The organism is Streptomyces sp. NPDC003691, from assembly GCF_053981115.1.
This window is the reverse complement of the sequence record NZ_JBSFNQ010000058.1, coordinates 38,194-50,297: the sequence shown is the minus strand read 5'-3', so window position 1 is coordinate 50,297 and position 12,104 is coordinate 38,194. Positions and strand designations below refer to the sequence as shown.

General features: G+C 74.5%; 8 protein-coding genes and 1 pseudogene. 7 read left to right on the top strand and 2 right to left on the bottom strand.

Annotation, left to right across the window (positions count from 1 at the left end):
• Positions 1-95, bottom strand: a pseudogene (locus ACWDR0_RS24570) (ADP-ribosylglycohydrolase family protein); the annotation flags it as partial.
• Positions 96-229: 134 nt separating this feature from the next.
• Here ACWDR0_RS24570 and ACWDR0_RS24565 point away from each other — a divergent pair.
• The 6 genes from ACWDR0_RS24565 to ACWDR0_RS24540 all read left to right on the top strand — a co-directional run bounded on the left by ACWDR0_RS24565 (position 230) and on the right by ACWDR0_RS24540 (position 9,337).
• On the top strand, positions 230-1,276 hold the full coding sequence (locus ACWDR0_RS24565; RefSeq protein WP_456353918.1) for an iron-siderophore ABC transporter substrate-binding protein: 1,047 nt from the start codon (positions 230-232) through the stop codon (positions 1,274-1,276).
• A 22-nt stretch (positions 1,277-1,298) separates the two neighbouring features.
• A complete protein-coding gene (locus ACWDR0_RS24560) occupies positions 1,299-2,333 on the top strand; it encodes a FecCD family ABC transporter permease (RefSeq protein WP_456353917.1) in 1,035 nt (344 codons plus the stop codon).
• Entirely contained in the window at positions 2,330-3,442 is a 1,113-nt protein-coding gene (locus ACWDR0_RS24555) for a FecCD family ABC transporter permease (RefSeq protein WP_456353916.1), read from the top strand. Before ACWDR0_RS24560 ends, ACWDR0_RS24555 begins: the two co-directional genes overlap by 4 nt.
• A gap of 282 nt (positions 3,443-3,724) precedes the next feature.
• Complete coding sequence (locus ACWDR0_RS24550) at positions 3,725-6,262, top strand: SpoIIE family protein phosphatase (protein WP_456353915.1); 2,538 nt, start codon at positions 3,725-3,727, stop codon at positions 6,260-6,262.
• Between the two features lie 199 nt (positions 6,263-6,461).
• Positions 6,462-7,820, top strand: coding sequence for an MFS transporter (locus ACWDR0_RS24545; protein ID WP_456353914.1), 1,359 nt, complete (start codon positions 6,462-6,464; stop codon positions 7,818-7,820).
• A gap of 266 nt (positions 7,821-8,086) precedes the next feature.
• Complete coding sequence (locus tag ACWDR0_RS24540; RefSeq protein ID WP_456353913.1) at positions 8,087-9,337, top strand: glycosyltransferase; 1,251 nt, start codon at positions 8,087-8,089, stop codon at positions 9,335-9,337.
• Between the two features lie 188 nt (positions 9,338-9,525).
• Here ACWDR0_RS24540 and ACWDR0_RS24535 read toward each other — a convergent pair whose 3' ends face one another.
• Positions 9,526-10,365: a nitroreductase/quinone reductase family protein gene (locus ACWDR0_RS24535; RefSeq protein ID WP_456353912.1), complete on the bottom strand. Its 840-nt coding sequence runs from the start codon at positions 10,363-10,365 to the stop codon at positions 9,526-9,528.
• A gap of 1,299 nt (positions 10,366-11,664) precedes the next feature.
• On the opposite strand from ACWDR0_RS24535, the gene ACWDR0_RS24530 reads away from it, so the two are divergent.
• Positions 11,665-12,078, top strand: a complete 414-nt coding sequence (locus ACWDR0_RS24530; RefSeq protein WP_456353911.1) for a hypothetical protein — start codon at positions 11,665-11,667, stop codon at positions 12,076-12,078.
• Positions 12,079-12,104: the final 26 nt, after the last annotated feature.

Sequence of the window (12,104 nt, the reverse complement as noted above, 5' to 3'; positions counted from 1 at the left end):
CAGTCGCCCCCTTCACGCACCAGCCGGAGCATACGGTTGACGGCGGGGCCGTATCCGCGGTCGAAGTCGTGGCGCTCGGCGAAGGAACGGGCCAGCCCGGCGGCTCTTTTCGGCCAGAGTTGAACATCAAGACATCATTAGCTTAGGCTTGCCTAACTCGACGACGTCCGGCTCTGATCGGCGCTTCGGCTTCAGTTCTCGCACCTCCACAACTCTCTGAGGAACATCCATGCTCGGGTTCACTCGCGTACGTCGTCGCGCCCTCGCCGCAGCGGCCACGGCCGCGGCCGTCGTCCTCACCGTCGCCGGCTGCTCGAAGGACGACGGCGGCAAGGAGTCCTCCGACTCCGCCGCCAAGAGCGGTGGCGCGTTCCCCGTGACCATCAAGAGCGCCCTCGGCCAGGCGGAGATCACGAAGGAGCCGAAGCGCATCGTCACCCTCGGCCAGGGCTCCGCCGAGACGGCGATAGCCCTGGGCACCACGCCCGTCGGTATCGAGAGCTATGCCTGGGGCAGCGACAAGACCGGCTACCTGCCCTGGATCCACGAGGCCGTGACCAAGAAGGGCGAGAAGCTGCCCAAGCAGTTCACGGGCGGCGAGGAGCTGGACACCGAGGCGATCCTGGAGCTGGACCCCGACCTCATCCTGGCCCCCTGGTCGGGCATCACCCAGAAGCAGTACGACGTCCTCAAGGACATCGCCCCCACGGTCGCCTACCCGGACCTGCCGTGGAGCACCAACTGGGACGAGCAGATCAACACCATCTCGAAGGCCATGGGCAAGCCCGAGGAGGCGAAGAAGCTCATCGCCACCATCGAGAAGCAGCTCGCCGACGCCGCGGCCACCCGCCCCCAGTACAAGGACCTGAAGTTCTCGTACATCTACAACAGCGGTCCCGGCACCCTCGGTGTGTTCAAGCCCGAGGAGCAGCGGGTCAAGATGGTCTCCTCCCTCGGCCTCACCGTCGACCCGGTGGTGAACCAGTTCCCGGAGACCAAGGGCACCGACTCGGCGCTGATCGGTCTGGAGAACGCCGGGAAGCTGAAGGACAGCGACCTGATCTTCACCTTCTACTCGGACGCGAAGAACCGCCAGGAGATCGAGAAGCAGCCGCTGTACGCGGGTATCCCGGCGATCAAGAAGGGTGCCGTGGTCTTCGGTGAGGACGCTTCCTTCGTCACCGCGTCGTCGATCATCAACCCGCTGACCGTGCCGTGGGTGGTCGACCGCTACCTGCCGCTGATCGACAAGGCCGTCGCCGCCGCCAAGAAGTAGGACCACGAGGACCGTACGCCAGATGGCCACGATCTCACCGGCACCGCCGGGCGGTGTCTCCCACCCGGGAGGCACCGCCCGGCGGGTTGTCGGCATGTCCGCGGGGCTTGTGCTCCTCGCGCTCGCCCTGTTCGCCAGTGTGATGTTCGGCAGCCGCACGACCTCCTTCGCGGATGTCGTCGACGTCCTCTCGGGTACGGCGGACGCCCAGCTCACCGCGGTCGTCGAAAGCCGCTATCCGCGGACGGCCCTGGGGGTGCTGGCCGGGATCGCGCTCGCGGTCGCCGGCACCCTGATGCAGGGCGTCAGCCGTAACGCGCTGGCCGAGCCGGGACTGCTCGGCATCAACGCGGGCGCCTCCGCGAGCATCGTCACCGCCACCGCCTTCCTCGGGGCGAGCGGCAGCACGGCCGCCATGTGGTGGGCGCTGCCCGGCGCCCTGCTGGCCGGAGTGCTGGTGCTGGCCATCGGCTCCGGCGGTTCGGGCCGCAGCCAGGTGCGCCTGGTGCTGGCGGGAGCGGTGCTCTCCGCCGTACTGATGGCTTTCATCCAGGCCGTGACCCTGACAAAACCGCAGGTCTTCGACAGCTACCGGTACTGGGTGGTCGGCGCGCTGGGCGGCCGGGACTTCGAGGTGTTCTGGGCGATGGTGCCGTTCGCCGCCACCGGGCTGGTGCTGGCGCTGCTGCTGGGGCGCGGGCTCAACGCCCTCGCCCTCGGAGACGCCACCGCCGCCGCGCTGGGCGCCCGCCCGTGGCTGGTGCGCTCCGGCGGGCTGCTGGCGGCCACGCTGCTCAGCGCCTCCGCGACCGCCGCGGTCGGTCCGATCGCCTTCGTCGGGCTGGCCGTCCCGCATGTGGTGCGGGCCGTCGTCGGAGTCGACTTCCACCGGCAGATCCTGTTCTCGTGCGTGGCCGGCCCGGCGCTGCTGCTCGCCGCCGATGTGGTGGGACGGGTGGTGCTGCGGCCGCAGGAGCTGATGGTCGGGGTCGTCACCGCGTTCGTGGGGGCGCCCGCGCTGCTGGTCGCGGTGCGCCGGATGAGGGGGAACGCATGACCGGCCCGAAGACGCAGGTCCTCGGCCCGGCGCCGGTGGACCGGGGTCCCGGACCCGTCGCGCCGCGGGCCGCGGGACGGCCGAAGGGGCTGGTGCGGTTCGGCCCGTACGCGGCCGTGTCGGTACGCCCCGTCTCGGTGCTGGTCGCCGCCGGACTGCTGCTGCTGACCGCGTCCGCCGCGGTGGCGACGCTGTCGATGGGACGGCTCGGGATCCCGCTCGCCGAACTCGGTACGGCGCTCGGCGGCGGCGCCGAGGGCCGCGACGCCTTCGTGCTGGAGCGGCTGCGCGGCCCCCGCCTGGTGGTCGCGCTGGGCACCGGCTGCGCCCTGGGCCTGTCCGGGGCCCTGTTCCAGTCCGCCACCCGCAATCCGCTGGGCAGCCCCGATGTGATCGGGGTGGCCGCGGGGGCGGGCGCGGGCGCCGCGATGGCGGCACTCTTCCTGCCCGGCACCGTCCCGGTCCCCCTCGGCGCGCTCTTGGGCGCCGTGCTGGCGATGGCGCTGGTCTATGTGTCGACGGGCACCGGTTTCCGCAATCCGGCCCGGCTGGTCGTGGCGGGTATCGGGGTGGCCGCGATCTGCCAGGCCATGACCCAGTACGTCGTGTACGCGATGGAGCGGGACAACGCGTCCGCGCTGACCGCCTATATCAACGGCAGCCTCTCCTCCCGGTCCTGGGAGGACGCGACGACCATCGGGCTGGTGCTGCTGGCCGCCCTGGTGCCGCTGGCCCTGCTGGCCCGCCCGCTGGCCGCGGGCGAGATGGGCGACGACATCGCCCAGGGGCTGGGCGCCGAGCCGCGGCGGACCAAGTCCGCCGCCGTGCTGCTGGCGATCGTGCTGGCGGCCGGTGCGGTCGCCGTGGCGGGCCCGATCGCCTTTGTCGCGCTCACCGCCCCGCAGGTCGCCAAGCGGCTGACCCGGCTGCCCGGCCCGCATCTGGTGCTGTCGGGGCTGACCGGTGCGCTGCTGCTGGTGCTCGCGGATCTCTGCGCACAGCAGCTGCCGCTCTTCGAGAACCTGCCCGTCGGCATCTACACGATGGCCATCGGCGGCGCCTATCTCGGTCTGCTGCTGCTCCAGGAGCGGCGGCGCGGCAGGCTCTGAACCGGACCGGGCCCGGCCCCCGGGGCTCCGCGAGGGGTCCCGGGCGCCGGGTCCGGCCCCGTGGGACGGCGGCCGGGGCGGGGGCGGCCGGAGCTGCCGTTCCGGCCGGATCGCCGGGGGCGCACCGCCTCGTATTACGTGGTCGTGCCAACCCTCCCCCTTCACCCGTCCGGCGGCCTAGAGTGGACGACCACGGCAGGGCCCGCCGGGCGGCCGGTTCCGGCTGCCGCAGGGCGGCCGTGGTAGCTGAGCACGGCCGTGGCTTTGGGGGCGATACGGGCCTTGACCAGGCAAGACTTCACGTTCTGCGGGGCCGGTTGTGCGGCCGTGTATCTGCTGGACGAGGGCGGGGACCGGCTGCGGCTGGCCGAGGCCGCGGAGGGGGCGGCGACGGGCTACGGGATGCCGTCGTTACTCTCGCTGGCCGAGCGCTCCCCCGTCGCCGACGCGTTCCGCACCGGCCGGCCGCACTGGCTGGAGCCGGGCGCGGTCGCACGGCCCGGAGCCGGACCGGCGACCGGACCGGCAAAACCGAAAGAGCCGGATGAACCGGAAGAACCTGAAGAATTAGGTGAACCGGAGAAACCGGAGGAGGAGCGGGGCGACGGCCTGCGGGAGCGGGCCGCGCTCTGGCCCGCGGACACCGCCCTGGCCGTCCTGCCGCTCGGCGGCCATGCCGGGCGGCGCGGCTGTCTCGTCATCGCCGGGTCCGTGCCCGGGGGGTTCGACGCCGACCGCCGATTACTTCTCGAACTCTACGCGGACCAGGTCGCGGCCCGGGTCGAGGCCTTCGAGGCACGGCTGGTGCGCCGCGGGCAGCCGCGCCCGGACGGCGGGGCCGGGCTGGTGCCGGTGCGCAGCGGGGCGTTCGTCGTGGACCTCGCCACCGGCGCGATGACCGCGGACGAGCAGGTACTCGATCTGCTGGGGCTGCCGCCCGGCGAGTTCGACGGCCGGGCGGCCACTCTCATCGCCTGTGCCGTCCCGGACGACATCCCGGCGCTGATGTCGGTGGTGGAGCCCGGTCCGTGGGCGCCCGCCGAACACCAGCTCGCCTTCCGGGTCCGCTGTCTCAGCGGTGAGCTGCGGTGGCTGGGACTGCGCTGCCGGATCCTCCTGGCGGCCGACGGGACGCCGGGCCGGCTGCTGGGGGTGGTCGCGGACGCGGCCTATCTGCGGCCGAACGCCGCCGACGAGGTGTCGCAGGTCCAGCGGCTGTCGGCGGCCCTGGCGGGGGCGGCGACGGTCCGCGAGGTGAGCGAGACGGCGGTCGCGGCGCTCCGGGAGCCGCTGGGTGCCAGCCGGGTCGCGGTCGCGGAGGTCTCGGCGGAGCGGCTCTTCGTCACCCTGCTGGACCCGCCGGAGCCGGAGGCCTGGCCCGGACTGTGGCGTACGGAGTGGCGTTCGGAGTGGCCGGACGCGCCCAGCAGCACCCTGCCCACCCTGCGGCGGGCGCTGCGGGAGGGCGCGGTCACCGCCTGGCTGCCGGGGGCCGATCTGGAACCCGGTCTGGTGGACATCGGGCCCGGGGGGCTCGCGGTACTGCCCCTCCAGGCCGACGGGCGGGTGGTCGGTGTCTGTCTGGTGGGGTGGGACGAGGAGCACCGGTTCGGCCCCGAGGAAAGGTCTCTGCTGACGGCGGCGGCCAGTCTGGTGGGCCGGGCCCTGATGCGGGCCCATGCCCTCGACGCCCGTACGGAGCTGGCGCGGACGCTCCAGCGGAGCCTGCTGCCGCGCACCCTGCCGCCGCTGCCGGGGGCGCGGGCGGTCGCCCGCTATCTGCCCGCCACCGAGGGGCTGGAGGTCGGCGGGGACTGGTACGACGTGATACCGCTGCCGGACCGCCGGGTCGCCCTGGTGATCGGCGATGTGCAGGGGCACAGTGCCGAGGCGGCGACCATCATGGGGCAGATGCGGACGGCGATCCGGGCGTACGCGGTGGAGGGGCATCCGCCCGATGTGGTGCTGAGCCTGGCGAACCGGCTGCTGACCGGAATGGAGACCGATCTCTTCGCCACCTGCTGCTATGTGGATCTCGACCTGGAGGACGGGGCGGCGCTGCTGGTGCGGGCGGGGCACACGGCCCCGCTGCTGCGGCATCCGGGAGGTGCCACCGAGGAGCTGGCGGTCCGGGGCGGGCCGCCGCTCGGGGTCGTACCGGACGCGCAGTACCCCATGACGGAGGCCGGGCTGAAGCCCGGCACGGTGCTGACCCTGCTGACGGACGGGCTGGTCGAGGCGGCGGACCTGCCGCTCGACGAGGGGATGGCCCGGCTGCGGACCCTGCTGTCGGCGGTCGATCCCGCGGACCCGGGGCGGGCGGCCGACGAACTGCTGACCAATGTGGACCGGCGCGACGACGATGTGGCGGTGCTGCTGCTGCGGTACGACGGTACGGACGTCCGGCCGCTGCGGGCCCGCTGGGCGGTGTGGCGGCTGCCGGACGCGATCGTGCACGCCCGCCGGTTCACCGAGCGCACCCTGCGGTCCTGGGGTGCCACCGGTCCGCTGGACGTACCGCTGCTGATCGTCTCCGAGCTGGTCACGAACGCGGTGGCGCACACCCGGGGCCAGGTGGGGCTGGACCTCACCCTGACCGGCGGGAAGCTGCGGATAGCGGTCAACGACTCCTCGCCGCGCGGGCCGATGCGGCCGACGGTGCTCGATCCGGACGCGACCTCGGGCCGGGGGCTGCTGCTCGTCAAGGCGCTGGCGACGGCTTCGGGGGCGCTGCCGTTCGCCGGGGGGAAGCGGGTGTGGGCGGAGACCGCCGTGGACGTCGGCCCGGCCGGGGCGGGGGATCCCGGACGGGCCGGGTGATCGTGCCGTGATACGCCCGCCCGGGGCGGGGCTCCCCCGTAGGCTGGACGGTATGAGACGACGACATTGATGCCTCACCGAGGACTGTGAGCCCCGACCGGAGAGTGCCGGTGCGGAGGCCGGAGCGTGCTGCCGCGGACCACCCGCGGCGGGTGCCCCTGCCGCCCGCCGTCCGTCCTTTCTCTCCGGAGCCGTTGTGGTGTCCTCCTTCCTTTCCGGATCCTCCGGGTCCGTCCGTCCGGGCGGTCCGCCGTCCGCCGATCGCGCGCTGCGTCTGCTGGCACGGAAGCTGTACCTCTATGCCGCGCTCAGGGACTTCGTCCTGCTGTACCCGGTGTACGCCCTGCTCTTCGCCGGGCACGGGCTGAGTACGGGTCAGATCTCGGTACTGTTCGTCGTCTGGTCGGTCACCGGTCTGGTGGCCGAGGTGCCGTCGGGGGTCTGGGCGGACACGGTGTCCCGCCGCTCGGCGCTGGTCGCGGGTGCGCTGCTGACGGGCGCCGGATTCGGGCTCTGGGTGGCGGTGCCCTCGTATCCCGCCTTCGCGGCGGGTTTTGTGCTCTGGGGGGTCGGCGGCGCGCTGGGGTCGGGCGCGCTGGAGGCCCTGGTGTACGAGGAGCTGGAGCATCTGGGGGCCGCCGACCGCTATGCGCGGCTGACGGGCCGGGCCGCCGCGGCCGGGACGGTCGCGACGGCGGTGGCGACCGCGGCCGCCGCGCCGGTGTACGCCGTCGGCGGGTTCACCGCGCTCGGGGCCGCGAGCACGGCGGCCTGTCTGCTGTGCGCGGCGGCCGCGGCGACCCTGCCGGAGCGGGGCGGCGGGCCGGGACCGGCCGGCGCGGCGGAGGGCGACGGCTGGGGGAAGGCGGGGCCGGAGGCGGATCCGGATCCCGGCGCGGGCGCGGACAGGGGTGCGGGCGCGGACCCTGAGGCGGATACGGGCGCGGAGGCGGATACGGGCGCGGGGTACGGTGCGACGCTGCGGGCCGGGCTCGGCGAGATACGGCGGATTCCGGCCGTACGGTACGCCGTTCTCACGGTGATCGTCCTCACCACGGTCTGGGGCTCCCTCGACGAGTACGTGCCGCTGCTGGCGGCCGCGACGGGCGCGGCCGTGCGCGAGGTGCCGCTGCTGGTGCTGGCCCTGTACGCCGGGGCGGCGCTCGGCGGGCTGTGGGCCGGGCACGCCCGGCGGCTGGGTACGGGGACGTCGGCCGCGCTGCTCGCGGGAGCGGCGGCACTGCTGGCGGCCGGCGCCCTGTCCGGATCGGCCTCCGGGTTCGCCCTGCTGGCGGTGGCGTTCCTGGTGTTCCAGGCGGCCGACGTGGTCGCCGACACCCGGCTCCAGGAGTCCCTCACCGGCCGGGCGCGGGCCACCGTCACCTCGCTGGCGGGGCTGGGGACGGAGCTGACGACGCTGCTGGTGTACGGGGTGTACGGCATCGCGTCCGGACACCTGGGCCACGGGACGCTGTTCGCGCTGTTCGCCCTGCCCTACGGGGTGATCGCGGCGGCGCTCGCGGTCCGGGGGCGGCGCGGCCGGACGCCCGCCGGGTGACGGGCGGCACCGGGCGGTTCGGAAGATCCGGGAAGTCCGTACGGGGCGCGGTGGAGCGGCCGCGGCCGCCCGGCGGGTGCGCGTACCCTCCCGCGGGCCGCCGGAGACCCGGCGCGCGGGCGGACCGCGCACCACCTCACCCGTACATCCGTACGATCCCCGCGGCCCGCCGTCCGGCGGCCGTGCTGCCGCGCGGTCTGGCCGGATCCGGCCGTGCCGGGTGCCGCGCGGCGTCCGGCCGGTTTCCCCCGGGCCATACTGCGATCATGCGAGTGGCGGTCATGACGGCGGGCTCCCGGGGCGATGTGGCTCCTTTCACCGGACTCGGACACGGGCTGGCCCGGGCCGGTCACCAGGTCACCCTGGTGACCCATGAACGGTTCGCCCCGCTGGCCGGGGCGGCCGGGATCGGTTTCCATCCGCTGCCCGTCGATCCGCGGGCCGAACTGGAGTCGGCGGCGGGACGCGGACTGCACCGCAGCGGAACCGGCGCGGGAAAGCTGGTGCGGGTGGTCTCGCTGGCGCGGGCCGTGGCCGGGGAACTGTCGGACGGTCTGCTCGCCGCCGCGGAGCGGAGCGATGTCCTGCTGCTGTCCGTGTCGGTGGCACCGCTGGGCCTGGCGATCGCGGAGGGCCTGAAGCTGCCGGCCGTGGGGGTCTATCTCCAGCCGCACGCCGCCACCGGGGAGTTCGCACCGCCGATGACCGGTACCCGGTCCTGGGGGCGGCGGGGGAACCGGCTGGCGGCCCGGGCGGTGAACGCGTCCGTGGACGCCATCTTCACCGACGCGGTCCGGGGGCTCCGGGACCGGCTGGGCCTGCCGCGCGCCGGATCGCGGAGCGCCCGCCGGGAGCGCGAGGCCCGGGAGTGGCCGGTGCTGCACGGCTTCAGCGAGCGGATCGTGCCCCGCCCGGCGGACTGGCGGCCCGGGCTGCGGATCGCGGGCTACTGGTGGCCGTACGATCCGCCCGGCACGGCGCTCCCCGCCGGGCTGACCGACTTTCTGGCGGCCGGCCCGCCGCCGGTCTTCGTGGGTCTGGGCAGCGCCACGACCCCGGATCCCGAACGGGTCGGCGCGACCGTGGTGCGGGCGCTGCGGGCGGCGGGGCTGCGCGGGGTGGTCCAGTCGGGCTGGGCCGGACTGCGCGCCGACGGCGACGACATGCTGACCATCGGCGAAGTGCCGCACAGCGCGCTCTTCCCGCATATGGCGGCCGTGGTCCATGCCTGCGGTGCCGGGACCACGGCGGCCGGGCTGCGGGCGGGTGTTCCGGCGGTGCCCGTGCCGGTCCAGTTCGACCAGTCGTTCTGGGCGGCCCGGCTGGTGGCCCTGGGCGTCGCGCCCGGCACCGTACCCCTGCGCGAGCTGACGGCGCCCGCGCTGGCCGCGGCGCTGCGGAAGGCCACCGGTGACGAGAGCCACCGGATACGGGCCCGGTCGCTGGCGGCGCTGCTGGCGCGGGAGGACGGTGTCGCACCGGTACTGGAGACGCTGGCGGACACGGCCGGGGGCTGAACCGCGCCGCGCCACAGCACACCGCGCCGGGCCGGGATGCGCGGGAGGCCGGCCGGCCGTGGATTCCCGGCGCATCGAATCGCGCCCCGGGGCGGGCCGGGGCGGCCGAAGGGACGGGGTACGGCCCCGGCCGCGTGGTGGGCGGCGCACGCGGGCGGGACGGACCGTACCCGGAGTCAGGTGGTGCGTCAGCGCCGGAACAGCGGTATGAGCTGCTCCTCCTCGTAGACCAGATGCGCCTCCAGCTCGGCGGAGAGCCGGTCGACCTCGGCGAGGACGGCCGCGGTGTCGGGCTCGTCGGCGGTGACCACGCGCTGGAGTTCGCCGATCAGCTCCGCGACCCTGCGGTGCTCCTCGTCGAGCCGGGCCATCACGGCCGCCGTCTCCGGGAACTGCCGGGCGATCATCGGGAACATGCCCTGGCTCTCGCCCTCGTGGTGGTTGTGCAGGCCCTGGCAGAGGCTGAGGCAGTTGAGGCGCAGCTGGGCGCCCAGGCTGCCGCCGGAGGCGGCGACCTCCTGCCGGATCAGGGCGAGTTCACGGCGCAGCACGCCGTGGATACGGGTGAGGACGTCGCCGAACTCCTGGGAGCCGCTGATCACCGGCGGTCCGTCGGGGGCGATCTCCCGGAGGGAGACCACGGGGATCGTGCGGCTGGTCCGGCTCTGGTACTCCGCCCAGCCGTCGTCGGTCTCCACGGCCCGGGCGAAGGCCCGGTCGCGCTCCTCGCCGGTGAGGACGACGGCGTCGGCGTCGTAGGTGAAGACACCGGTCTCGACGTTCACCCGGGGACTTGCCACCAGATTGTGGTACCAGGCCGGGTTGCCGGGGGCTCCCCCGGCGGAGGCGATCACCAGGACCCGTCCGTCGCCGTCGGGCAGATAGCCGACGGGGGTGGTGCGGGGCAGGCCGGTCCGGGCTCCGGTGGTGGTCAGCAGCAGGAGCCGGGCCCCTTCGAACGGGCCGCCGACCCTGCCGTCGTTGGCCCGGAACTCTTCGATGATCTTCTGGTTGAAATCGTTGGTCATGCTCTTCTTCCGTGTGGTTCCGGTATCGCCCACCGGTCCGCGGGCCGGGTTTCCGGCACGGCGGACACGAGGGGGTGGTGCTCAGCGGAGGGAGGAAGAAGATGCGGCGGGGCACGCGCCCGCCCCGGCATCAAACCGAGGCCGGGAAACCTTTGTGATCACGGCACTTGGCCGACCCGGCAGTCATACGGGTGACAGTAGCCGACGCCCGGACGGGGCGGCAACGCGATTTCCGCGGGGGCGCGGCGGGCCGGTGGGGGCGGCCGGACGGGTTCCGGTGCAGGCGCGCGACGCGAGCGAAGCAGCTATTTTCAGCCATGATCCGACAATGGACATAGCGCTTCATATCACCCGCCCTCGATCGGCCCGCACCTCACGGACCAGGGCGCCGGACCCGGCGGGCGCGAGCCGGACCCCAGGGGAACAGCAGGTCAGAAGGGTGTTGCGGCACGGCGCGGCGGCTACCCCCCGAGGCCCGCCATTACGAAGGAACGCTGTGAAAATATGAAACAGCGTCACTTAACCCTGCGCCCAATTCTGTTCGATTCCACGGCCCGCACTGAGCTGCCCCGCAACCGGCCGCCGCTCGAACACGGCGAGGGCCCCGGCCCAGCCGGGTTCCCTTGCGCAACCGTACGAACGGACGGGCGGGCGAGGGCTCCCGGCGGCGCCGCGGACGGCCGCGGCACAGGTGCCGCGGACCGCCCCGCGGCGGCGGACCGGGCGGCCCGCCGCATCCGTGCGGGACGCGCGTAGCGCGGCCAAAAGAGGTTCTTGTTACGGCGGGCGCCGGGAGTCCAGGATTCCTAGCGCGCCGCTTGACAGGGCCATGACCTGGATTGAGTCCCCGGGTCGGGTCCTCTCCGGCGTTCTCGACGGGCCCGCCCCCCAACGGGCCCGGTACCCCACCCCGGAGGAAGCGGTGTATTTCCGGCGCTTGTCCCCCCACAGCGGCACCTGCCGGCGCACAAGGCCGACCGGCCCCGCCGCCCGGCCGGTGACCGTGACGGCGCCGGCCGCTCCCACCGTCACGGCCGGGCCGGGTGGCGGAGCAGTCGGCTCCGCCACCCGGCCCGGTCCTCGCACCCGTACCGGAGTCCCCCGCGGCTCCCTCTGACCGGCCGCGGTCCGGTGGTCCCCTGTCGGCGGGGGACCACCGGACCCGGTCTTCCGCCCCGCCGCCCTCCGAACGGACGGCCACCGCCCTGCCACCGGCCGGGCGCCGTCGCCTAGGCTGTCGTCACCATCAGCAGGCCGGTCATATCCCGGCAGACGGTCCACGGCCGGAAGGGGGTCGGTGTGCGGCGGCATGTACGCGTCGGACTCGCGGCCCTGTTGCCGGGTCTGCTGCTCGCCCTGTGGGCCGTGATGGCCGCGCTGACCGGCGGGTCCCCGGCGTCCGGCGCTCCGGCCGCGACCGCCGTCGGCGCGAACGCGGTGACCCCGGTCCGCGCCGAGACCCTCCAGCGGGCCGCCTCGGCCACCCGTCCGGATCCGCGCCGTGCTCCCGCCGCCCCGGCCTCCGTGGCGGCGGTGGCCGACAGCGGCGACCGGCCCGCCGGGCCACCGGCCGCGGCACCCGCGCCGGCTACACCGGCCCCGCCGCCGGCCACCGGCCGCGAGGCCGCCGGGCCCCGGCAGGAGCGCGCCCCGCCGGTCCGTACCACCGGCCCCACCCGTACCCGGGCTCCCCCTCACCTCCACGGCAACTGACGCTCCGGCGACCGCCCTCCGGCGGC